General features: G+C 59.5%; 26 protein-coding genes and 1 tRNA gene. 8 read left to right on the top strand and 19 right to left on the bottom strand.

Annotation, left to right across the window (positions count from 1 at the left end):
• The first annotated feature begins 60 nt into the window (after positions 1-60).
• Positions 61-336, top strand: coding sequence for a DUF2087 domain-containing protein (locus JNJ45_02890; GenBank protein MBL8047606.1), 276 nt, complete (start codon positions 61-63; stop codon positions 334-336).
• On the opposite strand, the gene JNJ45_02885 is transcribed toward JNJ45_02890, so the two are convergent.
• The 4 genes from JNJ45_02885 to JNJ45_02870 form a co-directional block, all read right to left on the bottom strand.
• On the bottom strand, positions 323-976 hold the full coding sequence (locus JNJ45_02885; protein MBL8047605.1) for a DUF2807 domain-containing protein: 654 nt from the start codon (positions 974-976) through the stop codon (positions 323-325). The genes JNJ45_02890 and JNJ45_02885 overlap by 14 nt on opposite strands.
• A gap of 44 nt (positions 977-1,020) precedes the next feature.
• Positions 1,021-1,452 carry an NUDIX domain-containing protein gene (locus JNJ45_02880; protein MBL8047604.1) on the bottom strand — a complete coding sequence of 144 codons (432 nt, stop codon included), beginning with the start codon at positions 1,450-1,452 and terminating at the stop codon, positions 1,021-1,023.
• A 66-nt stretch (positions 1,453-1,518) separates the two neighbouring features.
• Complete coding sequence (gene tuf / locus JNJ45_02875) at positions 1,519-2,742, bottom strand: elongation factor Tu (protein ID MBL8047603.1); 1,224 nt, start codon at positions 2,740-2,742, stop codon at positions 1,519-1,521.
• Between the two features lie 140 nt (positions 2,743-2,882).
• Entirely contained in the window at positions 2,883-3,455 is a 573-nt protein-coding gene (locus tag JNJ45_02870) for a hypothetical protein (GenBank protein MBL8047602.1), read from the bottom strand.
• Positions 3,456-3,819: 364 nt separating this feature from the next.
• On the opposite strand from JNJ45_02870, the gene JNJ45_02865 reads away from it, so the two are divergent.
• Complete coding sequence (locus JNJ45_02865) at positions 3,820-4,113, top strand: hypothetical protein (GenBank protein ID MBL8047601.1); 294 nt, start codon at positions 3,820-3,822, stop codon at positions 4,111-4,113.
• A 127-nt stretch (positions 4,114-4,240) separates the two neighbouring features.
• Here the strand turns inward: JNJ45_02865 and JNJ45_02860 are convergent, their stop codons facing one another.
• The 3 genes from JNJ45_02860 to JNJ45_02850 form a co-directional block, all read right to left on the bottom strand.
• Positions 4,241-5,080, bottom strand: coding sequence for a DUF1559 domain-containing protein (locus tag JNJ45_02860; GenBank protein ID MBL8047600.1), 840 nt, complete (start codon positions 5,078-5,080; stop codon positions 4,241-4,243).
• Between the two features lie 81 nt (positions 5,081-5,161).
• Positions 5,162-5,779, bottom strand: a complete 618-nt coding sequence (locus tag JNJ45_02855; protein ID MBL8047599.1) for a PEP-CTERM sorting domain-containing protein — start codon at positions 5,777-5,779, stop codon at positions 5,162-5,164.
• 100 nt (positions 5,780-5,879) lie between these two features.
• A complete protein-coding gene (locus JNJ45_02850) occupies positions 5,880-6,182 on the bottom strand; it encodes a hypothetical protein (protein ID MBL8047598.1) in 303 nt (100 codons plus the stop codon).
• A gap of 65 nt (positions 6,183-6,247) precedes the next feature.
• On the opposite strand from JNJ45_02850, the gene JNJ45_02845 reads away from it, so the two are divergent.
• Positions 6,248-7,984 (top strand): family 20 glycosylhydrolase, encoded by a 1,737-nt coding sequence (locus tag JNJ45_02845; GenBank protein ID MBL8047597.1) that lies wholly within the window; start codon positions 6,248-6,250, stop codon positions 7,982-7,984.
• Between the two features lie 100 nt (positions 7,985-8,084).
• Here the strand turns inward: JNJ45_02845 and fusA are convergent, their stop codons facing one another.
• From fusA to pheS, 8 genes are all read right to left on the bottom strand, one after another.
• Entirely contained in the window at positions 8,085-10,214 is a 2,130-nt protein-coding gene (gene fusA, locus JNJ45_02840) for an elongation factor G (protein MBL8047596.1), read from the bottom strand.
• 81 nt (positions 10,215-10,295) lie between these two features.
• Entirely contained in the window at positions 10,296-10,766 is a 471-nt protein-coding gene (gene rpsG, locus JNJ45_02835; protein MBL8047595.1) for a 30S ribosomal protein S7, read from the bottom strand.
• 13 nt (positions 10,767-10,779) lie between these two features.
• Entirely contained in the window at positions 10,780-11,163 is a 384-nt protein-coding gene (locus tag JNJ45_02830) for a 30S ribosomal protein S12 (protein ID MBL8047594.1), read from the bottom strand.
• A 204-nt stretch (positions 11,164-11,367) separates the two neighbouring features.
• On the bottom strand, positions 11,368-11,823 hold the full coding sequence (locus JNJ45_02825; protein ID MBL8047593.1) for a DUF1579 family protein: 456 nt from the start codon (positions 11,821-11,823) through the stop codon (positions 11,368-11,370).
• Positions 11,824-11,826: 3 nt separating this feature from the next.
• Positions 11,827-12,726 carry a TIGR01777 family oxidoreductase gene (locus JNJ45_02820; GenBank protein MBL8047592.1) on the bottom strand — a complete coding sequence of 300 codons (900 nt, stop codon included), beginning with the start codon at positions 12,724-12,726 and terminating at the stop codon, positions 11,827-11,829.
• Entirely contained in the window at positions 12,723-13,319 is a 597-nt protein-coding gene (locus JNJ45_02815) for a UbiX family flavin prenyltransferase (protein ID MBL8047591.1), read from the bottom strand. Before JNJ45_02815 ends, JNJ45_02820 begins: the two co-directional genes overlap by 4 nt.
• Positions 13,320-13,407: 88 nt before the next feature.
• Complete coding sequence (locus tag JNJ45_02810; protein MBL8047590.1) at positions 13,408-13,920, bottom strand: flagellar basal body-associated FliL family protein; 513 nt, start codon at positions 13,918-13,920, stop codon at positions 13,408-13,410.
• 121 nt (positions 13,921-14,041) lie between these two features.
• The gene (gene pheS / locus JNJ45_02805; GenBank protein ID MBL8047589.1) at positions 14,042-15,037 is read right to left on the bottom strand and encodes a phenylalanine--tRNA ligase subunit alpha; all 996 of its coding nucleotides are present in this window, start codon (positions 15,035-15,037) and stop codon (positions 14,042-14,044) included.
• Between the two features lie 78 nt (positions 15,038-15,115).
• Between pheS and pheT the strand changes: the two genes are divergently transcribed.
• The gene (pheT, locus tag JNJ45_02800) at positions 15,116-17,179 is read left to right on the top strand and encodes a phenylalanine--tRNA ligase subunit beta (protein MBL8047588.1); all 2,064 of its coding nucleotides are present in this window, start codon (positions 15,116-15,118) and stop codon (positions 17,177-17,179) included.
• Positions 17,180-17,218: 39 nt separating this feature from the next.
• On the opposite strand, the gene JNJ45_02795 is transcribed toward pheT, so the two are convergent.
• The 4 genes from JNJ45_02795 to JNJ45_02780 all read right to left on the bottom strand — a co-directional run bounded on the left by JNJ45_02795 (position 17,219) and on the right by JNJ45_02780 (position 21,634).
• Positions 17,219-18,445 (bottom strand): PEP-CTERM sorting domain-containing protein, encoded by a 1,227-nt coding sequence (locus tag JNJ45_02795; protein MBL8047587.1) that lies wholly within the window; start codon positions 18,443-18,445, stop codon positions 17,219-17,221.
• Positions 18,446-18,963: 518 nt separating this feature from the next.
• A complete protein-coding gene (locus tag JNJ45_02790) occupies positions 18,964-19,350 on the bottom strand; it encodes a hypothetical protein (protein MBL8047586.1) in 387 nt (128 codons plus the stop codon).
• 74 nt (positions 19,351-19,424) lie between these two features.
• Positions 19,425-19,512: transfer RNA gene (locus tag JNJ45_02785), tRNA-Ser, on the bottom strand.
• Positions 19,513-19,558: 46 nt separating this feature from the next.
• The gene (locus JNJ45_02780) at positions 19,559-21,634 is read right to left on the bottom strand and encodes a DUF255 domain-containing protein (GenBank protein MBL8047585.1); all 2,076 of its coding nucleotides are present in this window, start codon (positions 21,632-21,634) and stop codon (positions 19,559-19,561) included.
• A gap of 35 nt (positions 21,635-21,669) precedes the next feature.
• Here JNJ45_02780 and gatC point away from each other — a divergent pair, with 35 nt between their 5' ends.
• From gatC to JNJ45_02760, 4 genes are all read left to right on the top strand, one after another.
• Positions 21,670-21,960, top strand: a complete 291-nt coding sequence (gene gatC / locus JNJ45_02775) for an Asp-tRNA(Asn)/Glu-tRNA(Gln) amidotransferase subunit GatC (GenBank protein ID MBL8047584.1) — start codon at positions 21,670-21,672, stop codon at positions 21,958-21,960.
• Positions 21,961-21,966: 6 nt separating this feature from the next.
• A complete protein-coding gene (gene gatA, locus JNJ45_02770; GenBank protein MBL8047583.1) occupies positions 21,967-23,409 on the top strand; it encodes an Asp-tRNA(Asn)/Glu-tRNA(Gln) amidotransferase subunit GatA in 1,443 nt (480 codons plus the stop codon).
• Between the two features lie 10 nt (positions 23,410-23,419).
• A complete protein-coding gene (locus JNJ45_02765) occupies positions 23,420-24,211 on the top strand; it encodes a hypothetical protein (protein ID MBL8047582.1) in 792 nt (263 codons plus the stop codon).
• Positions 24,212-24,367: 156 nt separating this feature from the next.
• On the top strand, positions 24,368-25,357 hold the full coding sequence (locus tag JNJ45_02760) for a PEP-CTERM sorting domain-containing protein (GenBank protein ID MBL8047581.1): 990 nt from the start codon (positions 24,368-24,370) through the stop codon (positions 25,355-25,357).
• Positions 25,358-25,368: the final 11 nt, after the last annotated feature.

Below are 25,368 nucleotides of genomic sequence, written 5' to 3'. Positions count from 1 at the left end.
CTCCGACACAACTGGTTGCGGTCCACCGATCTTTCGGTGGACCGCTCCTATTTCTTAGCCATGAAAACGCCAACCCTCGACCGATACTTTGATGAAGCGGGCCGCCTGAAAGAATGGCCGAGCCGTCATCGTCGCGCCCTGCAGATCGCGGCGCTCCATTGGCTCGTGGGCAAGTTCGACGCGGCTGAGGTTTACCACGAGCGAGCGGTGAGCGAGATCATCAAGCGTTGGCACACTTTTGACGACCACGCGCTGTTGCGGCGCGAAATGATCGACCTTGGATTGCTCGCTCGCGATCCGCTCGGCACCGAGTATCGGGTGGTTACTTCTTCGTGACCACGCCCGAGCCGTTGATGCTCTCGTTAATCTGAGCTCCGCCCGCGACCTCGACGCTGCCCGAACCGTTGATCTTCGCATCCACCACCTTGCTGGCGTTCAGCAAGATATTCCCCGAACCGTTGATGTGGGTGTCGGCATTGTCCGACTTCACTCCGTGCAGGTCAATCGTGCCCGACCCGCTGATGTTGGAGTCCGTTGAGGAGACCGCGCCAGCGGCGGTGACCGCTCCGGAGCCGTTGATTTTGGCTCGGAACTCGCTGCCTTTGAGCCCTACGATGTTGATGGTGCCCGCGCCATTGATCTCGCAGGCCTCCAGGCTCGGCACCTGAATCCTCACGCGGATCGTGCTGTTGGTGTAGGAGCCGTTTTTCAGGTCCAGTCGCAACTCGCCACTTCCGACTGATGAGGTGATCTTGGGCAGGATGTTATCGTCGGCCGAAATTTCGACGAGTTGCGTCTTGCCGACTTCGACTTCGACTGACGCGGGCATGTTGAGCCGGATTCGGGTGAACTCGTCGGCGGCGCGTTTCTCGGACTTGACCTTGCCCGACCCCGTGATCTGTTCTCCGCTGCCGATGTGGAAATGGCATCCGGCGAGCATGGCGGAGGCGACGACAAGCGCAATTGCTGGCTTCATAAAGACAGCATACGGCCTTTTGCGGGCTGCGTGGGACTTTCGGGCTAAGCGGTCGCCATTTCGATGGCGAGGTTGACCAGCCGCACGAGCGGCAATTCCTTGAGTGCGTGCAGCGAGAACCACTCGCAGCGATCGGTGGAGCCGTTCAGTTCGTGCCGCATGGCGCCACCCACCACGCGCGCCGTGTAGACGATGCGCAGGCTGTGCACCTGGCGCTCGGAGCCATTGAACACAATGCTATCCACGCCGATGACTTCGTCCAGCTCAATTTCGTAGCCGGTTTCTTCGCGGACTTCGCGCACGACGGCGTCGCGGGGATGCTCGCCAAACTCGATTCCGCCACCAGGAAGCGTCCACGATCCGGGGGCGTCGGTGACTTCGGAGAGGTGGCACAAGAGGATGCGGTCCTGCTCATCGAGAAGCAGGGCGTAGGCCGCCACGCGCATGTGGCGTTCAGTTTCCATCTTGGTTTCCATCCTGGGAGAATTTAGAATAAAAGCGTCGCCCAGTTGGGCGACGCTTTGTCGTTGACCGGAGTCGGCTTAGGCGTGGATCTTGGAGATCGAGCCTGCGCCAACCGTTCGACCACCTTCGCGGATGGCGAACTTCGAACCATCTTCCATGGCGATCGGAGCGATCAGGTTGATGGTCATGATGACGTTGTCGCCCGGCATACACATTTCAGCCTTCGATCCGTCCGAACCCTTGATGCCATCGATGGTACCGGTGACGTCGGTCGTGCGGAAGTAGAACTGCGGTCGGTAACCGGCCACAAACGGGGTGTGTCGTCCGCCTTCTTCCTTCGACAGGACATAGACCTGGGCGTCGAAGTTGGTGTGCGGCTTGATCGAACCCGGCTTGCAGATAACCATGCCGCGCTCAATGTCCTTGCGATCCACACCGCGAAGGAGCAGACCCACGTTGTCGCCCGCTTGGCAGCTGTCGAGCAGCTTGCGGAACATTTCAACGCCCGTACAGGTCGTCTTGCGGGTATCGGTGATGCCCACGATTTCGACTTCGGTGTTGACGTTCAGCGTACCGCGCTCGACACGACCGGTGGCAACCGTACCGCGACCCGTGATCGTGAAGACGTCTTCAACGGCCATCAGGAAGCTCTTGTCCATGTCGCGCTCCGGCGTCGGGATGTAGCTATCAACGGCGTCCATCAGGTCGGTGATCGACTTGACGTACTTGTCGTTGTAGTCCACGGTGCCAGCTTCAACTTGGTCCAGAGCCTTGCGGGCCGAACCCTTGATGATCGGGGTGTTGTCGCCATCGAAGCCGTACTTGCTGAGCAGCTCGCGGACTTCCATTTCGACCAGTTCGATCAGTTCGTCGTCGTCGACTTGGTCGCACTTGTTGATGTAGACCACGATGTACGGAACACCAACTTGGCGGGCCAAGAGGATGTGCTCTCGCGTTTGTTGCATCGGACCGTCGGTACCGGCAACAACCAGGATCGCGCCGTCCATTTGGGCGGCACCGGTGATCATGTTCTTGATAAAGTCAGCGTGACCAGGGCAGTCTACGTGAGCGTAGTGCCGAGTGTCGGTTTCGTACTCTTGGTGCGAAATGTTGATGGTGATACCGCGTGCCTTTTCTTCGGGAGCGCTGTCGATTTCATCGTACTTGCGCGCCTTTGCGAGGCCCTTGGTTTGGAGAACGCCGGTGATAGCGGCGGTGAGGGTGGTCTTCCCGTGGTCAACGTGGCCAATGGTGCCGATGTTGACGTGCGGCTTTGTTCGTTCAAATTTAGCTCTTGCCATAAATTTTCCTTGATTGAAGAGATTAGATCGTGATCGAATAAAGCGGCTTTGCTCGCGCTCTGCCTCCAGCTTCAATACACCGAATCAACGACTGAAGGTATTTTACCCGGCGAACCGTGTGCAAGGCAAGGGTAATGAGCCTAGGCAAGCTCCATGTTTTTGAAGAGGGACGAAAAGTATCTCGTGAGCCTTGTCTCGCCATTTGTACTCCTCACGAGCACGGATGCCCTCGATTGCGCATGACTTCCTCGGAAGTGATGCTCCCAGATTTTGTCCTCCTCGTACTCAAAGGAGTTCATGAATCTTGTGCGGTCCGCAGTTGAGATGATGTCCAGGGCAAACGCCTGCTCAATGACATGTCGGGCATATTCGTTCGCAAACCACTCTGGAATGGAGCAGTAGCGCTCAGCAACCTTTAGTTTCCGTTTAAGGCGAGACGCCTCCCTTCGATCTGCTTCCGTCAATTCATCCTGAATCGATGGATCGGCCCAGGCATCTACGAATAGGGCGACTTCACGGAGGTGACCCTGCCAAAGTTGGAACTCGTTGCTTGTCCTAATCTCTCGGCAGATGAGCTTGATGATCTTGGCCGGAGGAGAAAACAGCTGACTGCGGGACGAAAGTAGTTTCCCGCGGCCAACGACCTCGCGATCAACGACGTGGCCAATCTCATGAAGGAGAGTTGGGATCACCGAGTCCTTGTGGGTGGCCACGGCTGGCGGTACGATACGAATCGTCGCCCCCGAGGAATCTGCCTTTCTCCACCAGGGCGCCCGCAAGCTCGGCTCAAACTCCCCAACTTCGCTCGATCCGGGACCCGCGACCAACTCGCGGACACGAACCAAGTATTCCTGAGAATCGAACTGGCTTAGATGCTTGAAGCAACGATGGATTGTGGGTGGCGGGAGGCTGTGACAAGCCTGCACCATTTGCATGGCGAGCTCAAACTCGGATCGGAATGAAGCAGGTGGAGCACCCCACCATTCAACCGACATATGACCCCTCCATTTTCGTCGTCCAACTATACCTGGCAGGAGTACTTGACAAACGGAAACTCCTCGGTGCCATACTCCGTAAATGCCTGCCATTTTGGAGCCTGAACCTGCGAATGCAAGCGAGCGGAGCCAACAATCCTACTTAATGGATGCTCCTCGCCAGAACTCAAAGGCACCAAAACCGTCTAACAGTTTGATGTTTTTTGTAGGCACGGTCCTCACCTGGTGGAGCAACTTCGTCGGCGCATTCACGCGTCAGCCGGGCCGGAACCCGAAAGACCTGGTTCGGCGCCCGGTGTCCCTTGAAGAGCTTCGCGCACAAACGAAAGCCGCTTTTCCAAGCGAAGAAGGCGAGGATCTGCCAAGTCTCCGATAACATCCGTTTGAATTCCGGTCCGAGACTATTCTTTCAAGGCATTGAGCCACACGCTGGTCCGCAAAACTGATTGAGGCTTGCCCGAAACCCGGGCAAGCCTCATTACTAGGTAGACCAGGCGATCACCTTACGGGCTGACGGTTGTCGTCGGCTTCGCCGCCTTAAAGACGTAGAAGTCGTTCCGACGAATGAATCCCCACGTCTTCGCGCCGGCGTGGCCGTCGGCGAAGATGTAGTTCGCCATCTTATTAGCGTGACCCGGCGTGTGCTTGCGGGTGTAAGCCGTCGTGCAGTTCGCGGTGGGAGCCTGATCGCTGGGTGCACTCGAAGGATACGTCCGACCAGCAAGCTTAAACGTATCGCAGTCGATGAATCCCGAGCCCCAGATGCCGCCCACGTACGGGTCGTTCACGTCGATCGGCCAGATTTCCACCCACGCGACGGAGTCGGCACTGGATTCCAGTTCGGTCGTCGCGCGGCCCTTGTAAGTCCAAGCACCCGGGCCGAGCCAAGTCGTAATCCCCGTGTTTTGGTCAATGCCCGAGGCGCCAAACTCGCGGGTGTAGATGTTCCCCACGTACTGGTAGCTGCGAGGGATGGCCTTGGTGCGATACTTCCCGTCTTGGAAGATCACCGAGGAAGCGGGCATCCGCTTTTTGTGGTCGGTCGGGCACGTCCAAATCTGCTCGTTTTTGATGAACGGCATCACCTGGATGTCCGGACTGACGAAGTTGGTGGTGCCGCCATTCACCGGGTTTTGCAGCGTGGCCCAGGCCGGATAGTTGTCGTCGTTCTGGTCGGCATACATCATCGTCGCCAACCCGATCTGCTTCATGTTGCTGAGGCACTGGGTGCGCTTGGCGGATTCCTTTGCCTGAGTAAAGACGGGGAACAAAATCGCCGCAAGAATCGCGATGATCGCGATTACGACAAGAAGTTCGATGAGTGTAAAAGCCCTAGCCCTCATGTTCGCATAGTACACCAAATGTTAACGAAAACAAAAGAGTGCCGCCAAAGCGACACTCTTTTGAGGATGAGTTGAAGGTGCTTAGGCCTTCTTGCGGCGAAGGACAATCATGCCTGCGCCGATCACCAGAGCGGCCAAAGCAGCCGGTTCCGGAACAACGGTGAGTTGCGATTGACCCGAGTTCGTCGGAGTTGCCTTCAGATAAAGGGCTTCGCCGGGCGTCGAGATCGCGCTGTAGTACGAGTAGGCTTGGTTCTTCACCGAGGTGCTGACGGTTGCCTTGAAGTTACCGCTCGAGAACGAGGGGCTCGATCCCGTGTCGTAGATGGCTTCCCAAACGGCGAGTTGCAGCGCAGCTGCCTTTTCGTTGGTATTTGCCGAATTGAAGTGCTTAGCCACGATGCGACCGGCCTTGGCGATGCCAAGCGGGCTGGCCGAGGCGAACTGGTTGTTCACGTTGTACGTTTGACCGCCGCTGATTTGAACAGCGAGGTCGGCGCAAACGGTAAAGAAGTCGCTACCCTTGGCCACGTTGTTAAACTTGAGCTTGCCGGCAAACACGTTCTTGCTCGAACCATAGAACTTGATGCTCGTCGATTGGCCCACGCTCGTGGACTTGAACTTGACCGTGTACGGTGCAGCAAATGCAGCCGAAACAACGGTGGCCAGCAAGGCGCTGGTGAAAATTACTCGATTCATATTCCTCTCTCGGGCCCGTGAATGAGCCACAGCCTACAGTATATTGCAAGCCCGAGAGCGAACACCCCGGCATATTTTCGGGGATTCGAAGTGATTTCGATTAACTGGGCTTTTTGCGTGGCGAGTTTGGCGGCGATTTCGGGGCACTCTTCGTGCGCCCCTTCTTCGCTTCCTGGCAGTGCTTGCACATCGTGATCTTCTTCTTGCGAGCCTCCGTCATCGTGATCTCGTGCACGTTTTTGGCGCCCTTTAGGGAGGGGCACGCCTTCGACAGGTGGTACTTATCCCCGCTCTTGCTCACCCAAACTTTGTCGGGCGCCGCAACGCCGGCGGTGGCAAGGGCGACCAAAGCGAAGAACAAGGAGATTTTTGCGAACTTCATGATGTGCTCCGCTTGTAGCATAAGCGAGATTTTTGCCTGGAGCAAGGGTTTTTGCGGTCCTTTTTCAAAAAACGTATACTCCGCGCATGGCGCGAGGCTTGGGAGTGTTGGTGCTGGCGATGGCGCTAGGGTGTCGGCCAGCGCCCGCTCCGTCGCCGGTGTCGGGGCCGTACACCGTGCAGTTCTCCGGTCTGAAGCCATCGTTGGAGCCGGTGGTGGCGGCGTTTATTGAAGATCACGGGCCGATCGGTCAGGGCAAAAGGGTCTCGGGGACGATCTCGCTGGAGCCCAAACTGGGTCCAGATGCATTTGTCGTGGAGGTTGGAGCGGGCGTGTCCTTGCGGGCCGGGTCGGAGCGGGCCGTGGTGTGGGGGCTACAGAAGCTACGTTCGCTCGCCCTCGCTGGTCAACGGCCAAGAGAGTTTCGCGACAAGCCCGCGTGGAACTTTCGTGCGGTGAGCTTGGATGTCGCGCGGCGATACCACTCGCCCGATGCATTGCGGAAGCTGATTCAGTGCGCTAGTCTGGCACGCGTGCCGTACGTTAGCCTGCATCTGACCGACGACCAAAACTGGATGTTCCCTTCCCGGGTGGTGCCCACGGCCCCGCTCTTCAATCGGCACAAAAAGCCAGCGTATTCTCGGCCCGAACTCCGGGCGCTCAACGAGTTTGCCAAGGCGCGAGGCGTCACCTTGATTCCTGAGATAGACGTGCCTGGGCATAGTCAAATTCTCTGCAAGCTTGGACGGCAGTGGCGGTTTCCAGGCACGTGGAACTGCATTGATTTTCGTTCGCCCTGGGTTCGCGGGGATGTGAAAAAGATTCTCGCCGAGGCCATCGAGTTGTTCCCCGATTCGCCGTACGTCCACATCGGCGGCGACGAGGCGATGTTCCCGGGCGGGGCCGCCAACGAAGCCGCGTTCGTAGATTTCCTCGGTGAAACCACGGATTTTGTGATCAAAAAGGGGCGGACGCCGCTCATGTGGGAAGGGTTTCGGCGGTCGGAATTCTCTCGGTCGCGGATCAGCAGGAAGGCGGTGGTAATCAGTTGGTCCATGGATTGGTATCGCCCAGACCACTTGATTGCCGACGGCTTTTCCGTGGTGAACGCGTGTTGGGACCCGTGCTACGTGGTCGGCCACTACCCGTGGGACGCCTTCACACTGACACCGCTGCCGAAGCTCTTTCAGATCAATCCGCGCCGGTTTGGCCGGATGAGCAACGAGTCGCGGACACTCGACAGTCGGCGCGGGATCGAGGGGAGCATGCTCTGTTGGTGGGAAGGCAAGGAGCCGGACGCCTTGCGGATTTTGCCCGAACGGATATTGGCGTTTGGCGCGCGGCTCTGGAACCCTAATCTGACCTCCTCATACGCCGATTTTGCCGTGCGAACGCAAGAAGATCTTGCGCGCGTAATGCCGGGCCGACCGGCTTTTACGGCGGCACGTGTTCGAACCAGTACGGCGGCGGACCCTCATTTTTCGCCGGATGCCCTGGTGGATGGCGACTCCACCTCCGTGGGGCGGCATTGGCTCGCGTACCCCCTGCCCGCCTCAGCGACCATTGACTTTGGCCGAGTTCGGACCGCCTCGCAAGTGCGCGTAGTGACCTTCTTCGCCGCGAACAAGGCGACCCAGTTCCGGGTCGAGGTGAGCTTAGACGGTAAGCAGTGGACGCGGGTCGGGTCGGGGTCGGCTTCGACGGCCGCGGGATCGACGCTGTCGTTTGGCGCGCGCCCGGTTCGATTCGTGCGGCTGACCGTGACGGGTAGCGATCAGCATCCCCCGTTCGTCGGCCGGGTTCATGAGGTGGAGCTGCGATAGAGGTGCCTGGACATCTTCGCGAGGATCTCGACGTCGAACCAAAACAAAAGGGTGGGTCGCAAACTATGCGACCCACCCTTCGACTTTGGCTGACGACGACTTAGTGGCCGCTCTGCGCCTTGCCGATGATGTCGTCGGCGATACCCTTCGGCACTTCTTCGTAGTGCGACGGCGTTACGTTCGGAATCGCGCGGCCCTGCGTCAGCGAGCGAAGCGTCGTGACGTAACCGAACATTTCGGCCAGCGGCACGTGCGCATTCACAATCGTGGCGCCCATCGCGGTTTCCATGCCTTCGATGCGGCCCCGGCGTCCGTTGATGTCGCCGACTACGTCGCCGACGTTGTTTTCCGGCGTCGTAACTTCGACGTGCATGATCGGTTCCTTGATGACCGGGTTTGCCTTCTTCATGGCTTCGCGGAAGCCAAGAATGCCAGCTTGCTTAAAGGCGTTTTCGTTCGAGTCAACGTCGTGGTAGCTACCATCGAAGACCGTGACCTTCACGTCCACAACCGGAGCTCCGGCGAGAACGCCGCTCAGCAGACCTTCGCGCACACCCTTTTCGATGGCGGGGATGTATTCCTTCGGAATCGAACCACCAACAACCTTGTTCTCGAACACGAATCCCTTACCGGATTCCATTGGCGAGATTTCCAGCCAGCAGTGACCGTACTGACCCGAACCACCCGTTTGGCGGACGAATCGGCCTTCGGCCTTGGCGCTGGTGCGGACCGTTTCGCGGTACGCAACCTGCGGCTTGCCTTGGTTGGCTTGCACGCCGAATTCACGGTTCAGGCGGTCAACAATAATTTCGAGGTGAAGTTCACCCATCCCCGAGATGATCGTTTGGCCCGACTCTTGGTCGGTAAAGACGCGGAACGTCGGATCTTCTTCGGCGAGGCGTTGCAGCGACGTCCCAAGCTTTTCTTGGTCGGCGCGGCTCTTCGGCTCAATGGCAATTTGGATAACCGGCTCAGGGAACTTGATCGATTCCAGCGAGATCGGCTTCGCTTCGTCGCAGATCGAGTAACCCGTGCGAACGTCGCTCAGACCGATGACGCCCACGATTTCGCCCGCGTACGCTTCGTCAATGTCTTGACGGTTGTTCGCGTGCATTTCCATGATGCGGCCAATCCGCTCGGTGCGAGTGCGGAAGTCGTTGCTCACCGGGTCGCGGAAAGCGACCGTGACCGGCGTGCCCTTCTTGAGCTTGCCCGAGTAGATGCGGAGGAACGTGAGACGACCCACGAACTTGTCCGACATGATCTTAAAGGCGAGCGCCGAGAACGGCTCGGTGTCATCAGCCTTGCGGACCAGGGGCTCTTCCGAGCGCGGATCCACACCGCCAACTTGACCGCCGTTATCCAGCGGCGAAGGCAGGTATTCCACGACCGAGTCGATCATGGCTTGTACACCCTTGTTCTTGAACGACGAACCCGAGATGCACGGCACGAAAAGGTTCGCGAGAACGCCGGTGCGAATCGCCTTCTTGAGGTCAGCTTCCGGAATTTCTTCGCCTTCCAAGAATCGCTCCATGATGCTGTCATCAAAGTCAGCAATGGATTCGATCATGGTTTCGCGCCACTTGTCGGCCTCGGCCTTCATTTCGGCGGGGATGTCGGTGACTTCAAAGACCTTGCCGTCATCGTTCTTGTACAGGGTCGCCTTCATCGTGATGAGGTCAACGTAGCCCTGGTAGTTCGATTCGGCGCCGATCGGAATTTGGATCGGAGCGGCGTTCGCACCCAAGCGTCCGCGCAGCTTTTCGACCACGGCGTAGAAGTCCGCGCCCAAGCGGTCCATCTTGTTGACGTACGCGATGCGAGGGACGTTGTACTTGTTGGCTTGACGCCACACGGTTTCGGACTGAGGCTGAACGCCACCGACCGCGCAATACACCGCGACCAGACCATCGAGAACCCGCAGCGAGCGTTCGACTTCAACCGTGAAGTCAACGTGGCCCGGAGTGTCGATGATGTTGATCTTGTGTTCCGGCTTGTCTTCCTTGGAACCGCGCCAGAAGCACGAGGTGGCAGCCGACGTAATCGTAATGCCGCGCTCTTGCTCTTGCTCCATCCAGTCCATGGTGGCAGCGCCGTCGTGGACTTCCCCGATCTTGTGCGAGCGACCGGTGTAATAGAGAATGCGCTCGGTAGTCGTGGTTTTTCCGGCGTCAATGTGGGCCGCGATACCAATATTTCGAACGAGATCCAGTGGGTGTGAGCGTGGCATAGTTTTGGGTTCGCTGGACGTTACCGCCCAGCGGTTAATTGCAGGTTAAAGCTGTCGTGGGCCGAGAATCGGCCCGGGTTCCTAGAATCGGTAGTGGGAGAACGCCTTGTTGGCATCGGCCATACGGTGCGTTTCTTCCTTCTTCTTGATCGAGGAGCCAGTGTTGTTGTAGGCGTCAATGAATTCCGCGCTGAGCTTTTCGATCATCGACTTGCCGCCGCGCTTGCGCGAGTTGTTGACCAACCAGCGGAACGCCAGGGTGCGCTTGCGCTCGTGGCGAACGTCCATCGGCACTTGGTAGGTTTGTCCACCAACGCGTCGCGGTCGAACTTCGACGGCCGGCGTGACGTTTTGCACGACCTTTTCGAAGACTTCCACCGGATCGGCTTCGAGCTTTTCCGAAGCGGTCTTAATCGCGGTGTAGAAAATACGTTCGGCGGCGGTTTTCTTGCCGTCGAGCATCAGGCGGTTGATAAATCGTTGCATCAGTTCGCTACCGTACACGGGGTCCGGAGCGATGACGCGCTTAGCAGCTGGTCCTTTTCGTGGCATTGTTCAATTCTCCTTACTTCGCGGCCGGCTTCGGTCGCTTGGTGCCGTACTTCGAACGGCCCTGCTTGCGGTTGTTGGTACCCGAGGTTTGTTGGGTACCGCGGACGATGTGGTAGCGGACGCCCGGAAGGTCCTTGACCCGGCCACCGCGGACGAGCACAACCGAGTGCTCTTGGAGGTTGTGGCCAACGCCGGGGATGTAGGCCGTCACTTCAATACCGTTCGTCAAGCGCACACGAGCGACCTTACGCAAAGCCGAGTTCGGCTTCTTGGGCGTTTGGGTCCGCACAATGGTGCACACCCCACGTCGGAAGGGATTTCCCTTCAGCGCAGGCGATTTGGACTTCAACGATGGCGTCTTGCGTCCTTTGCGTACGAGCTGATTGACTGTCGGCATTACTGATCCTAATTTCTATTTCGTTGTCACCGGGCAAAAAAAATCCCGGCGATTGTTCACGCAGGGACGTCCAGTCTCATTGAATTTGACTCATTCATAGCTGTCAAATGCTCCGCGATAGGCTCGCCCCGTTGTGGTTTGGCATGGCATACGCCAGACCAAACGATATTATGTCGTGCTCACCTGGGGGTTGTCAAGGGCGGACTACTGCTTCGAGTACGCGGCTTTCACCGCCCAATCCTCTTCCCCACTCGGCGTGATGTTCGTCATGTGAAGTTCCATCACATTCGGCGCGAGCATTCGCAGCTCAGTGCGCCAACCCCAAACCTCATCGCCGCCGCCATAGGAGCCTTGAAACACCATGCCTTTCTCGGTGAGCGTGCCCTTGCAATGCATGATCTGGCCGGCCATGTGCCACGTATCCGTCCAAGCGACCTCGACATCGTTGCCCGCGACAACGATCATGTAGCGGCCGGTTTGCTGCTCGTTGTCGTGCGACCACGTATAGGCTCCATCCAGCACCGGATTCGACGCGACGGCGTGGAGCGCCAGCGACGACTCGCTTTCAAAGACGCGGTCGCCCGACCCCGGAGGCCAGTCGTTAAGGTGAAGTTGGCTTAGCCCGTGCCAAGTGCCGTCGAGTTGCTCAACCGTGAACATGCCTTACTTTGGCACTAAATCGCGCAAGGCAGATTCCAAATCAGAAAACTTAAACTCAAAATCGGCGCGTTGCGCAGCCTGCGGAATCGCGCGGCAACTATCCAAGACCAGTTCGCTGGCGGGGCCGCCGAGTTTCGCCATGAGCTTCATCGCCAAGGCCGGCGCTGGTGGCGCCCAGGGCCGACCGATCACGCGGCGCAAGGTCGCCATAAAATCTACGTTCCGCGCCGGATTCGGCGCGGTGCCATTGACAATCGCCGGGCGCTCGCAGTGGTCGCAGAGCCACACGTACTGCCGAACCAGGTCGAGTTCGTGAATCCAGCTCATGTATTGCTGACCCGAACCGAGCGAGCCGCCCAGGTACATGCGCGCGACCTTTAGGATCGGCGGCAACGCGCCGCCCCCATCGCCGAGCACAAGCCCGGTTCTCACCAGCCGCAGTTCAACCGTGCTCGGGCATGCTTCGCGAGCCGCCCCCTCCCACGCCAAGCAGGTTTCCACCAGAAACTCGCTCGTGTTGCCCGCGGCAGATTCTTCGGTGAGCACCTCATCGCCGCGATTGCCATAAAATCCGGTCGCGCTCGACTGCACCCACACCGGCGGCGGCGATTGCAAACCTGCCAAAGCCCGACCCAGCACATGGCACGAATCCACTCGGCTGGCCAAAATCTTGCGGCGATTCTCCGCCGTCCAAGGAAGCGAAATCGATTCGCCGACCAGGTTGATGAGGGCGTGCGCGCCGGCCAGAGCCTCGGTCCACGGGCCAAGGGTTTGGCCATCCCACTGCACCATGCCCTCGCCCGATCGGCGCGAAAGCAAGACAAACTCGTGACCTGCGTGCGTCAGTTCGGCTTGGAGACTGCGCCCGATGAAGCCGGTGCCCCCGGCGATGACGACCTTCACTGGCTCATCCACTCCGAAAACAGCTCTTGCGGCTGGCCGACGGCCTGCAGAATGCGGGCGACCACGCTGTCGGCGAGTTCCTCCAGCGAGGTGGGGTTGCGGTACCAGGCCGGGCACGCCGGCAAGACGGTTGCGCCCGCCTCAGCGAGCGTCGTGAGGTTGCGCAGCATGATCAGGTTCCATGGCATTTCGCGCGGGACCAATACCAAAGGTCGCCGCTCCTTAAGGCAGACATCCGCCGCCCGGGTCAGCAAGTCGTTGCTGATTCCGTTGGCGATGCGCCCGGCGGTGCCCATGCTGCACGGGCAAATGATCATGCCGTCGTGCCGATAACTGCCGCTCGCGGGCGGCGTAAAGAAGTTTTTCGAATCCAGCAGCCGGATGTTTGGCAGGTCTTCGCCGAGCCAAGACACCGTTGAAAACTGCTCGCGGCTGAGGTTGACATCGAGCTCGGTGCTGGCGACCTGAATGGCTTGCTCGCTGAGAATCAGCAGCACTTCCTCGTAGCGCCGCGCCAACTGGCGCAGCAGCCGCTGGGCATAAATCGCCCCGCTGGCGCCCGTCACTCCGACCACAATTCGTCCGGTACTCACTGCCCCCATACTACGAAAAAAATCCGGCCGATTGCTCGACCGGCACCCCATTTACCCTTTACCCTTTACCCTTTCCGTCAAAAATCGCTTATTGCGTGGCGAAGCTCGTGAAGTAAATCTTCAGGATTGGACCGGTGTCGGAATCGAATTCCGGATACTCGATCTCGGTAGATTCCTCCTCTTCCGCGTGCTTCTTCTTTTTCTTCTTGTCCTTGCTGTCTTCCTCTTCCGCCGGCTCTTCGCCAGGCATGTGGAAGCCGGCTACGTGCAACGCATCGTTGGCGTCTTTGGCCAACACTCGCTTGAGCGCCGCCTTGTCCTCGGGCGTCGTAAGGTCCTTGAGATCGAGCCCGCTGAGCCGCATGATGAACGCGTTTTGAATCGCCGGGAAGTACTCCTCAAAGTGCTTCGCATCAACACCCTTGAGCAGGTGAAGCGAGACTTCCGTACGAAGATAGCTTTCCTGTTCGCGAAGATTCACGAGCACTTCCTTGGGCAGCGGCACCACGGCGCCGAGCTCAATCTTCGGCTCTTCCTTCTTCTTCTTGCCGCCCGACATCTTCATGTAGCCGCCGCCGCCAATGACTAGCGCGACGATCATGACGAGAGGCATTTTGCCTTTCTTCTTGGGGGCTCCTTCTTCCGTGGGTTTTGCTGACATCCTGTGTGCTCCTTAAGGGATCACCAAGGAGATTCCACACTTTTGCCAGGAATTCACATGTCTAGCGGAATTGCCGGAGGAATCGCAGATCGTTCTCCAAGAAATGTCGCAGATCGTCCACGCCGTGCGCCATCATCGGAATCCGCTCGACACCCAATCCAAACGCAAAGCCACTGTATTTGTCGGTGTCGATTCCGTAGCGCTCCAGGATGTTCGGATGGATCAGTCCCGCGCCGCCAAGTTCCACCCAGCGACCATTGAATAGCTTTGGTGTGCTAATCGCGTAGTCCACGCCCGGCTCGACAAACGGGAAGAAGTCGGGGCGAAACCGCACCGTCACGTCGTCGCCGAACATGGCCCGAGCAAAGGTGCCCAGCGTCCATTTCAGGTTCGCCATGCTCACCTTTTCGTCCACCATAAACACGTCCACTTGGTGGAACGTGTGCGAGTGAGTGCGATCCACCGCCTCGTTGCGGAAGGTCCGCCCGATGGTGAACATGCGGAACGGCGGCTTGCGCGTTTCGAAAACGTGGCCCTGCAACGCCGTGCACTGGGTGCGCAGCAGCAGGTCGTCGTCAATGTAAAACGTGTCCTGATCGTCCATCGCGGGATGATCGGGCGGATAGTTCAGCGCGTCGAAGTTGTAGGCAAACTTTTCGAGTTCCGGCGACTCGGCGTATTCAAAGCCCAGCCCGACGAACACCTCTTTGATCCGGTTCATCGTAAGTTGCAACACGTGCTCGCGCCCGGCGGCCACGGGCCGCGAGGGGAGGGTGATGTCCAGCCGCTCGCGTTCAAACTGCACCGATCGCTCGGCGGTGTGCGCTTCGGCAAATCGCGACTCGTATTCGGTTTCCAGACGACCCTTCGCCTCGTTCACCGCTTTGCCAAACATCGGGCGCTGATCGGCCGGCAAGCCGCCCAATTCCTTCATCAGCCCGCCCACCGAACCCGACTTCCCAAGAAACTGGCTATACACCTTTTTCAGGTCATCGGTCGTGTTCGCACTCGCCAAGGCAGCGCGCGCCTGGCTTTCAACGCGGTCAATCAACTCCATACTCTGCCCCACTGTTTACCCAGAACCCGCTCAATCTAACCCAGGGGTCGCCTTGTTTTGGGTAAAAAAGAGGCGTCTATGAAGCTTCCCGTCTCCCTTCTCCGGTCTCTTGTCGAGACAAACCTCAGCGCCGAGCAGATCGGCGACCTGCTGACGATGGCAGGCTTTGAGTTGGAGGGCTTGGATGTGGTGGCGGGGCAAGACGTGCTGGACATCAAAGTCATGGCCAACCGCGGCGACGGCCTGAGCGCCCTCGGTTTGGCGCGCGAGATTCTGGCGAAAGATGCCGCAGCCAAGCCGACCGAACTTTACAATCGCCTGGCCGATCGCATCGCCTTTGGCGACGAAAACGGCAACCCCGGCATTCGCATTCAGATTGAAACCGAGGACTGCACCCGGTTCGCCGCCCGCCTGATTCGTGGCGTGAAAAATGGTGCCAGCCCGGCGCCGCTGCAGGCGGTGCTTGAGGCGGCGGGTCTGCGCCCGATTAGCCTGCTGGTTGACCTGACCAACTATGTGATGCTCGAAATGGGACAACCGCTCCACGCCTATGACCTCGGCAAACTGGGCGGCCCCGATCTTGGCGTGCGACTGGCCAATGCCGGCGAGACGCTGACCACGCTGAACGGCGACGAGCATAAGCTGACGACCGATCACATGGTGATTTTCAACGCGAACGGCGCGATTGGTCTGGCTGGCGTGATGGGCGGCCTGAGTACCGAGTGCGACGAGAACACGACCGACGTTTTGCTGGAGGCCGCGCACTTTGTGAACACCCGCGTGCGCAAGACGCGCAAAGAAAACGGCCTCAACACCGACGCGAGTTACCGGTTTGAGCGGTCGGTGGACCCCGAGGGAGTGGTCTCGGCGCTCAACCGCTTTGTCGAGCTCTACATGGAGGCCGTCGGCGCGCAAACGCCGATGGATGCGGGCGTACTGAGCGGCGTGGCCGACGTCTATCCGCGGCCTCCGCAGCGCCGCGAAGTGACCTTGCGAATCCCGCGCGCCGTGGAACTGTTGGGAATGCCGATCACCACTGGCGAGGCGATTCAACACCTCAGCCGACTCGGCATGGACGTGCGCTCCGATGGCGATACCTTGCGCGTTGCGCTGCCTTCGTGGCGGCCCGATATTCTGCGCGAGGAAGATCTTGTGGAAGAGCTTGGCCGCGTTCACGGCTACGACAAGATTCCTGAGTCACCGATTGTCGGGCACGCAAATCGCGGCGGCATTTTTGGCGTGCCGAAACTCGCCGACCAAGCCCGCGCCGCACTGCTCCGCTGCGGCTGCGATCAGGTGATCAACCACACGCTGCGCGATAAGCACGCGCTGGATTTCAGCGAGAGTTGGCGGCTCGGACCGCGCAATCCGCATAGCCCCGAAATGGCGCTGATGCGCGACAGCTTGTTGCCCGGCCTCGCCGAGTCGGCCCTGCGCAACGGAGGCCGAAACGTCCACCTGTTCGAGGTCGGGCAAGTCTTTCTGCAGGGCGATTATCAGGTGGATGAAAGCCCGGAAGTCGCGATCCTCTCGACCGGGCAGTTGACCCGCTCGCACTGGTCCGGCGGCAACCCGTCGGAGGCAGACTTCTTTAGCATCAAGGGAATGGTCGAGGAGCTGGCCGGCGCCCTCAACGACAGCATCACCTTTGATCTGCCGCACGATCCGGATCGCCGCTTCCACCCGACTCGGCAGGCCGGCGTGTTGCTTGACCACGGCCGTCTTTGGGCGGGCACCGTGGGTCAAATTCACCCCGACCTCGCCAATGAATTGGGTCTGCCCGAAGCCACCTTCATGGCCGAACTCGATCTGCTGGTCTTCGCGATTCAGGACGACATGGAGCACGCGATCCACGACATCAGTCGGCACCCGGCCACGCGCCGCGACATCGCGGTGATGCTCCCCAAGAGCGTGCCGTTTGCCACCGTGATCGCCGCTGTCAATGACGCGTGCGGCGACGTGCTGGAAGACAGTTGGCTCTTTGACGTGTACGAGGGGCAAGGTGTGCCCGAGGGCAACCACAGCCTGGCGCTGGCGTTGCAATTCCGCAAAATGGGCGCGACGTTTACCGACGAGGAAGCCAATGCCGTGCGCGACCGCGCGGTGTCGGCGGTGACTTCGCTCGGCGGCGTCCTGCGGTAACAAAAAATCCGCCCGGCCGAAACCGGGCGGATGTGGTCCTTAGCTCTTTTTGCGACGCAGGAGAGCAACTGCGCCAATGGCCAAGGCCATCATCGAACTGGGTTCGGGGACCGCGCCGAAGACCATGGCGAACTTGTGGGTCCCCAAGAATCCGGTGTCGTGGGCGAGGCCGTTGAGGTTGCGATCGAGCGTGAACGAGGTGCCGTTGTTCCCCGCGACCACCTGGGCGTACATTCGCGATTCGCGGTCGTACTTGCTTTCCAGTTCCAGCTCAAAGTTGCCGACGAAGTCGGCTCGGTTGGCCTTGAAGCGGTGCACATTCGGGCTGATCTCACCTTCGTAGGTGAACGCCGCCGGTGCGCCCGGACCCCAAAGCGTGCCCGTGAACCCTTGATAGCCCCAGAACTCAATGTCGATATAGGGGTTCGTGGTGAGCAATCGGTTGGTGCCGAAGTTGCCGCGATACTTCCACTTCTTCGCGTTGTTTTGGCCGTGGTGTTCCGCCGAACCGCGACGGGGGAACGCACCCGCGGTGTAGGCGGCGTTCATCGCGCCGGTGTAGATGAAACTGTGCGGCGAACCCCAGAACCAGGCGGCTCCGTAGATCTCGTCGTTATCAATCACGGTCACGCCCGGCAGGTTGTAGTTGTTGCCGTTGTTGATTTGGAACATGATGTTGTCGCGGCGCGAATCGTAGTTGAGGCGCGGGTTCGCCCCGGCGTTCACGTCGTGATCCACGAAGTCCTCCGCCGTGTTTTCGTACAGGTCGAGCAAGCCCAGCGTGTGGCCAAGCTCGTGCTTAACCGTCCACGCAAAGTTCGCCGCGGTCCATGCCGCGCCCGCGGTTGGTCGCCGACCAAGGACGATCTCCGCGTAATCCACTTGTCCGGCGACGCCCCCGACGATGCCATCGGCATACGCGCCGGTCGCCCGCGTCGGATCGTAGCGCAACCGAATGGTGCCCGTGCCGGCCGCGCCCATCGCCGAATTGTCATAGCGAATGTTGAGATAGGTGCTCCAGTCGGCGGTCGCCGCGGCAACCCCGGCGGCGACATCGCCTGCCGCGAGGCCGGGCGGCAACGCGCCAAAGGCGCCGATCTTGCCGAAATCGTAGACGTTGGCGTTCATCTGCCCGGCGTAGCGCAGGCGCGCACCGATGTCATATTTCGAGGCAAAGTCCATACGGCCGGCCGTGTTTCCGTAGTGGCCGTACGCGGAGGCAAGGGCGGCCAGCGCCACCGACGACAAAACAAGGATGGATTTCATAGCTCTCTTCTCCTGTTGCTAGTTGCGCCTAGGAGCGAGCAATGTGACAGTCCGGCTGTTAAGAATGCCAGTCTCGGCGGATGTTGCGCGAATTGCGGCAAGAAGCTGGTCGCTACTTGGTCGCAGGCTTGGGGGCAATTCGGTACCCCTCGACCAGGACGAACTCGGTTCGGCCCTTGCCGACCGTTCGGAACAGTGATTGTCCATCAAAAGCTGGTCTCCACTTCTTGCCGAAAGCGTCCAAGAACTCACCAGATTCCATCCATGACAACCACTGGTTAGCAATGCGTAACTCCACCTTAGTCTCGGACGGGTGAAAATGCACTTGTGGCAACGCACCGCTCCCAGGTTTGACAGGCCCAGAAGACTTGAAATCGCCAAGAATCTCCAATCCTCGATCCGTCCAAAATGCGTCGATGTATGGGTATTTGGGAAGGTCACCGATTGGGACAGATTTTAGAGTGGAGAGGTCGACAAGGATGATTGAATCCTTTCCCCCAGAAATCGTCACAACATAATTACTCGATCCTAAGGACAGGAACGAATTCACCCTTCACGAGGATGGAAGAAATTGTATTGCCTTTTGCGTTAACTTTCTTGATTTGTTGAAGCGGGCCGCTATCAAGAACGACATAGCCGCTATCCATTAACGTAACAACAATAGAGTTTCTTCCCAACTTTATACTGTCGGTGATGTTTGCGCTGTAGTCTGCCACGCTCCCTTCACGGGAGTCCTCATCGATCAAAACAACTTTGCCAGCTTTCGGGTAGAAGCCGTAAGCTAAGAACTTTGGATTATGCTGAACGATGCCGCGCTTATCGTCGGCGGCTACTTGCTTAGACCCACAGCCATGTGCAGCTAGACACGCAACGATGATGAGTAACGGATACGCGGGTTGCTTCACAACAACTTCCCAACCTTCGAAACCTTGTCATAGTTCCCGGTTTCGATGGTTCAATGTAGGCGAAAAAAGCGAAATGGAGGAGAGGGTGGGATTCGAACCCACGGTGCCTTGCGACACACCGCATTTCGAGTGCGGCGCACTAGACCACTATGCGACCTCTCCGATCCGAAGGAAGATTATAGCCCGATCCGGAGAAATTTTCAGGGTGCTAGCCGCCCAATTGCCCGGTTACCTCGTCCGGAGTCAGCGGACCGGCCACCCCATCCGGGCTCACCACGTACACGCCGTCGGCCTTCAGGCTCCATCCCTCGGTGAGTTGACCCACCAGCGGCGCCACAAACCGATGAGGAATCCGGCGCGCCAACGTGGTCGCCTCGTCCACCGCCAGCGGCCCTTTCACCAGCACGACGCTGCCTTTGAGCACGCGCCACGCCGAGCAGAAATAGCCGGCCGCGTTCCAACCGACCCTTGTGGCGGGTTGCGAAAACACACGCACCGAGGTTTCGGCGAACGCCGCGAGTTTCTCGCCCACGGCCGGACCCAGGTCGTCAATCTTTATCGCGCGCAGAATCTTGCCGTAGTTGTTGGCTAGCCGAATCGCCATCGCCGCGCTGCTCTCGCCGAACGAATCAACCAGCCCCGGCGTGGTGATGTCCGGCGGCCAGTTTTCGGGGGCGAACGGTTTCCAATTCACCAACACCCCGTCGCGCGGACCGGAGAAGTCCTCCATCGCCGCGAGCAAAATGCGGAGACCCCGCTCAAAACTATCCAGATTGCCGTTCAGCAGGTACTGCTCCAGCATCGCATCGGAGACTGCCAAGGCGTCTTTCAGGGTGCTGTGGCCCTCGTTGAGCACTCGCAGCGAGTGCAGCACCGAATCGCCCGCCAGCAAGGTTTCCAGTTTGTCGCGCAGTTCCGAAGCCACGTCCGACTTGTCGTGATCTTGGAACAGACGCGCCATGCGCGACATCCGCGCCACTGCGATCCCGGCGACGTCGGCCTGCTGCTCGGCCCCAAAGTAGCGCGTCTTTCCGGCCTTGGCCAAGCGCACCGGGAGCAGCACTTCGGCGAGTTCGGCAAGGTTCTCGCTGGCGAATTGCACATCGTTGAGCACCAGCGTTTGTTGCGCCGGAAGGCGACGATTGAGCGGGAAGAATTTGAAGAGCGTGTCGCGCTGCGCGGGCGTCAGGCCCTCGCGCAGCTCGGAAAACGGAACCGAGTAGATCGGCGAATGTCCGTTTGCCGACATGTCGGCAAACTGTGAACCCCGCACAAATCCTCCCAGGCGAAACCGATCCGCCAGGCACGAGAAGGCGAGGTCCGCGGCGTATTTGTACAGCGGGTTTTGGGTGCGCAAGTAGGCAATGGTCAGCACGCTGAGGAAGTCCGCCACGCGCACCGCGGACTTCTGAAACGCGACCTCGCTCCAATCCATGCGGAGCGCCTGCTGAAACACGCCGCCATCCACCCAATCGGTAAACGGCGACATCAAGAGGCGGTCCAAAAGCGCCGTTGCCTCCTCCGTTCGACCCGTAATCAGCAGAAACTGAATCTGCTGGGTGGGCGGCAAAAAGTGGGCCGGCACGGGCGCGGCTTTCGCCAATTGTTGAGCGTACTCCTCCAGGTAGTCGCCAAAGCGACTCGTGTCGGGCGTTTCGGCAGGCGAGCCGATGAGGAAGTTGCGATCTTTGGCCTGGGCTTCCCCGGGAACCACGCCGCCGCCGCCGCGCTGAATCTCGCGAAACCGTTGCACGCTCGAGCGTACAATCGGCATGAACCAGCGGGCATCCAGTTGGCTCACACCGCTAAGCAAAATGCGATTGAACGTCTTGCCGTTGGGTAGCAGCATCCAACCCTGCCAGTTGGGGTTTACGTGCGCGCGCCCGCGCTCCACCTGCAGGTAAACGTCACGCCACTCGGGCCGCTGGGCCAGGTCCACCCTCACGCAGATAAAGCTGGTTTTGAGCCACGCCGTAACCTCCCGATCGAGGAATACCTTCTCATCAATCCGCTGCGCCATCAGGTCCATGCGATCGCCGCAGATCATCAAAATCGGCTTGTCCTTAAGCTTGGCCTCGCGAAACACTTCTTCCGAAAGTTCTTGCCACGGAATGTCCTGATTGCTCGCCGCACGCAAAAAATCTTCGGTACCCTCGCGGAGGGTTCCCGCGCCGATCCGCGGCACCGAGGAACGCAGACCCTGCGACAAGAACGTCGCCACCACGAGCGTGGTGACCGTCAGCACGCTCGCGGGAAACAAGGATTTCTGCGGGCCTTTCCTCACGGTGACCAGTTGCCTCCTGCGCTATAATGCATTGTATGGCGATTTCCTTCGATGAGGTCCAGCATGTGGCCCGACTCGCGCGACTCGACCTCACCGAACAGGAACTCCGAGTGTTCCAAGGTGAGCTCAACGCGCTCCTCGGTCATTTTAGCGACTTGGACGAAATTGATGTTGAGGGAATCCGCCCGCGACCGCACGCCGTGTCGCTTACCAATGTCCTTGCCGACGATGTGGTCGTGCCCGGGCTCTCGCGCGATGTGATTTTCAAATCCGCTCCCAAGTCTCGCGCTGGGCTCTTCGTCGTCCCCATTATCATCGAGGAGTAAGCCCGGTTGTCTCACCCCAAAACAGCGGTCGAACTCGCACGCGCCATCGCGTCCCGGCAAATTTCCGTGCCTGAAGTGGCCGAAGAGTTCCTTTCCAAACAAGCGCGAGCCGCTGAGCTCGGCGTGTTCCTTAACGTCGACGCCGACGCCGTGCGCGCGGAAGCCACGGCGATCCAAGCCAAACTCGATTCCGGTTGGACATCGCCGCTGGCGGGCGTTCCCGTCGCGGTCAAGGACAACATCGCCGTCGAAGGGCAACCGCTCACCTGCGCGAGCAAGATTTTGGAGGGCTACATCCCTCCCTACAGCGCCTCGGTGACCAACCAATTGCGCGATGCGGGGTGCCTCATCGCGGGCAAGACCAACCTCGACGAGTTTGCGATGGGCAGCTCCACCGAAACGAGCGCCTACCAACTTTCGCGCAATCCGTGGGACCTCACGCGGTCGCCGGGCGGAAGTTCCGGCGGATCGGCCGCCGCCGTCGCGGGTGGAATCACGCCGCTCTCGCTGGGTAGCGATACCGGCGGCTCGATTCGGCAGCCCGCCGCCCTCACCGGCATCGTCGGGTTCAAACCAACTTACGGGCGCGTGTCGCGCTATGGGCTGGTCGCCTTCGCCAGTAGCCTCGATCAGATCGGTCCGTTCGGCACCACGGTCGAAGATGTTGCTCACCTGACCGCTGCCATCAGCGGTCACTGCGGACACGACAGCACGTCTCTGCCCGACGCGAAAATCGACATTTCGGACCTCAAGGGTGGGAGCCTGAAGGGCAAGCGGTTCGCCGTGCCGCGCGAAATGATGGAGGAGGGTCTGGAAGATGGCGTTCGCCAAGTGGTCGAAGCCGCCTTCGAAACGCTCCGCCGCGAGGGTGTCGAGATCGTCCCGGTTTCCGTGCCGAGCGTCAAGCAAGCCGTCACCATTTACTACATCATCGCCCCCGCCGAAGCCAGTAGCAACCTGGGCCGATTCGACGGTGTTCGCTACGGGCCGCGCATCGAAGGCGACGGTCACGCGGGCAGCTCGGCCAGCACTCGCGGACAACTCTTTGGGCGCGAGGTGAAGCTTCGCATTATGACCGGCACCTACGTGCTGAGCGCCGGATACTACGACGCCTACTACCGCCGCGCGCAGCAAGTGCGAACTGTGATGGCGGACGAATTCGCCGCGCTGCATCGAGATTTTGACGCCGTGATCTCGCCGACCAGCCCCACCGTTGCGTTTACTATTGGCTCGCTGAGCGAAGACCCGATGGCTCTGAAAGTGCTGGACTCGTGCACGATTCCGGCGAACATGGGCGGCTTCCCTGCGATTTCGCTCAACGCCGGGTTGGCCGACGGCTTGCCGGTGGGCTTGCAACTCATGGGCCCGGTCATGGGCGATGAGCGCATCTTGCAACTGGCTTACACCGTAGAGCAAGTGATGCCTAAGGTGCAACTTCCCTTCGGCTAAAATCAGCATCATGAGAGAGGTTCAGAAGCGCGACTGGCAAGTGTTCTGGCAGACCCTTCTCAAGCCTTCGTCCATCTTGCGCGGATTCATCTTTGCCCTATGTGGCTACTTTCTCAGTACGCAAGGGGCCATGTTGCCGCTCGTATTCGGCACGGGGTTCGTGGCCGTTGGAGCCTGGGCGTTCACGGCTTATTTGGAATCCACGCAGCGGCGGTTCCATAACATTCGCCTGAAAAATTTGTACACGGAAGTGGCGGATCGGAGCGCCCGCATGCAAAAGGCGATTCGCCTTTCGCGCGAGTCCGGAAGCGGCGTGTTCAGCGAGCTTCCGCAAGCGGTTCGGCGCGTTGATCGCAACATTTACTATGCCCTGCGACGGGCGGATATTCTGGCCGATGAGGTGATCCGCAGCGAAGGCGGAACTTCGATGAGTCGGCCCTCTATGTCTCACGCGAAGGATCCGCAGGCGCAAGCCTTGTTGCAAATGGCCGACCGCAACGTGGTGGAATACAATCAGGCGCTCGCCGGCGTGTGGGCGGCGGTGGAACGCACCGAGGCGCAGGCCATGGTGTTCGTCACCACGCTCGACGGATTGCGCGTGCGGATGCTCGGCCATCGGTTGGCGGCGCGCACCGTGGATATCGACAACATGGACTTTCTGAGCACGATCGCGGAAACCAAGATGCAGCTGTCGGCGATTGATCAGGCGCTTGAGGAAATCGAGATGCAACCCTTCCCCAAGATGATCGCGGTTATGCCTCCCACCCCGCCCACCGACGAGCACCAGCAACAAGGCCATTAAAGCTGGCAAGGTTCTTCCATTCTTTGAAACACTAGCCGACGGCTGTCGTCAAATGCATGTCCGTCTTTTGAGGGTCATATGAAATATTCTCGTTTGTGTCTTTCAGTGGTCGCCACTGCCATCGCTTTTCAATCATTCGCGTGGACCGTCACGTCCTTGCGACCCGTCAATGTGCAAGGCTCAACCTATAACGGCGGAAGCGTCACCGCCTTGGCTCCTGGCAAGCAAGCCGGATATGTTCAGCGCAGCCAAAGCCCTGTCTACCGACCGTTTAGTTGGTCAGGCACTGCCGCATCGGGTGTCGACATGTCGCCGCCCAACCACGCCTATCTTGAGGTGCTCGCGATTGCCGGCAATAATCAGTACGGCTACACACGAGCCACTTTGAGCGGCGCATCTCAGGCAGCCCGCTGGTCGGGTGCCGCCAACACCTATATGAGCCTGGCTCCCGTCGGCTCGACGTCGTCGTTGATCACAGGTGCCGATGCAAACTTTGGCTATGGCGACGCCCGAGTTAACGGGATCTGGCAAGCTACGCGCTGGAACTTTTCCGACGGCACCACTAGTTCGCTCCACAGTGGGCCCTGGACTGAGTCGTCAATCCTCGGTTCCCGAGGAAACAGCCAGGTGGGAAGCGTTTTTGACGGTCAAACTCAAGCTGCGGTTTGGACCAACAACGGCCAAACCATCACCGCTCTTGGGCCCGCGAATGCAACGTCCTCGGCCGCTCATGGCGTTAGCGGCTCGATTCAAGTTGGTCAAGCGACGATCAACGGAGTGAGCCAGGCGGCAGTATGGCGCGGGACGGCAGCATCCTTCATGTCCCTGCATCCGAATGGGGCGACTGAATCGGCGATTTTGGACATTGACGGCAACTTTGCCGTCGGCTACGCGCTGATCAACGGTGCTTTCGAAGGAATGGTCTGGAATGTTGCGAATGGACAGTTCGTCATGCTGAATCAAGCAACGGGTCGTAATGTTCTCCCCGGGGTAATCCGACTTGACGGAAACCAACTCACCATCGGTGGGCAGGTTCAAGGCCAAGCTGGGATCCTTACCACGACCATCGTCCCCGAGCCGACTTCATTGCTGGCGATTGCATTCGGTGCGCTCGCCCTACGAGCCCGGCGCAAGCGCGGCAACTGACTGAGTCGGGT

It is taken from the genome of Chthonomonas sp. (assembly GCA_016788425.1).
Taxonomy (GTDB): domain Bacteria; phylum Armatimonadota; class Fimbriimonadia; order Fimbriimonadales; family Fimbriimonadaceae; genus JAEURQ01.
The sequence above is the reverse complement of the archived record's forward strand: the minus strand, read 5'-3'. Positions and strand labels throughout refer to the sequence as shown.

Coding starts and splice junctions, on each gene's coding strand:
- fusA (MBL8047596.1), bottom strand. CDS start 10,214: ATGCCACGCTCACACCCACTGGATCTCGTTCGAAATATTGGTATCGCG.
- JNJ45_02865 (MBL8047601.1), top strand. CDS start 3,820: ATGCCTGCCATTTTGGAGCCTGAACCTGCGAATGCAAGCGAGCGGAGC.
- JNJ45_02825 (MBL8047593.1), bottom strand. CDS start 11,823: ATGTTCACGGTTGAGCAACTCGACGGCACTTGGCACGGGCTAAGCCAA.
- JNJ45_02855 (MBL8047599.1), bottom strand. CDS start 5,779: ATGAATCGAGTAATTTTCACCAGCGCCTTGCTGGCCACCGTTGTTTCG.
- gatC (MBL8047584.1), top strand. CDS start 21,670: ATGGCGATTTCCTTCGATGAGGTCCAGCATGTGGCCCGACTCGCGCGA.
- JNJ45_02845 (MBL8047597.1), top strand. CDS start 6,248: ATGGCGCGAGGCTTGGGAGTGTTGGTGCTGGCGATGGCGCTAGGGTGT.
- JNJ45_02860 (MBL8047600.1), bottom strand. CDS start 5,080: ATGAGGGCTAGGGCTTTTACACTCATCGAACTTCTTGTCGTAATCGCG.
- JNJ45_02850 (MBL8047598.1), bottom strand. CDS start 6,182: ATGCTACAAGCGGAGCACATCATGAAGTTCGCAAAAATCTCCTTGTTC.
- JNJ45_02795 (MBL8047587.1), bottom strand. CDS start 18,445: ATGAAATCCATCCTTGTTTTGTCGTCGGTGGCGCTGGCCGCCCTTGCC.
- JNJ45_02885 (MBL8047605.1), bottom strand. CDS start 976: ATGAAGCCAGCAATTGCGCTTGTCGTCGCCTCCGCCATGCTCGCCGGA.
- pheS (MBL8047589.1), bottom strand. CDS start 15,037: ATGGAGTTGATTGACCGCGTTGAAAGCCAGGCGCGCGCTGCCTTGGCG.
- JNJ45_02830 (MBL8047594.1), bottom strand. CDS start 11,163: ATGCCGACAGTCAATCAGCTCGTACGCAAAGGACGCAAGACGCCATCG.
- tuf (MBL8047603.1), bottom strand. CDS start 2,742: ATGGCAAGAGCTAAATTTGAACGAACAAAGCCGCACGTCAACATCGGC.
- JNJ45_02765 (MBL8047582.1), top strand. CDS start 23,420: ATGAGAGAGGTTCAGAAGCGCGACTGGCAAGTGTTCTGGCAGACCCTT.
- pheT (MBL8047588.1), top strand. CDS start 15,116: ATGAAGCTTCCCGTCTCCCTTCTCCGGTCTCTTGTCGAGACAAACCTC.
- JNJ45_02810 (MBL8047590.1), bottom strand. CDS start 13,920: ATGATCGTCGCGCTAGTCATTGGCGGCGGCGGCTACATGAAGATGTCG.
- JNJ45_02890 (MBL8047606.1), top strand. CDS start 61: ATGAAAACGCCAACCCTCGACCGATACTTTGATGAAGCGGGCCGCCTG.
- JNJ45_02880 (MBL8047604.1), bottom strand. CDS start 1,452: ATGGAAACCAAGATGGAAACTGAACGCCACATGCGCGTGGCGGCCTAC.
- rpsG (MBL8047595.1), bottom strand. CDS start 10,766: ATGCCACGAAAAGGACCAGCTGCTAAGCGCGTCATCGCTCCGGACCCC.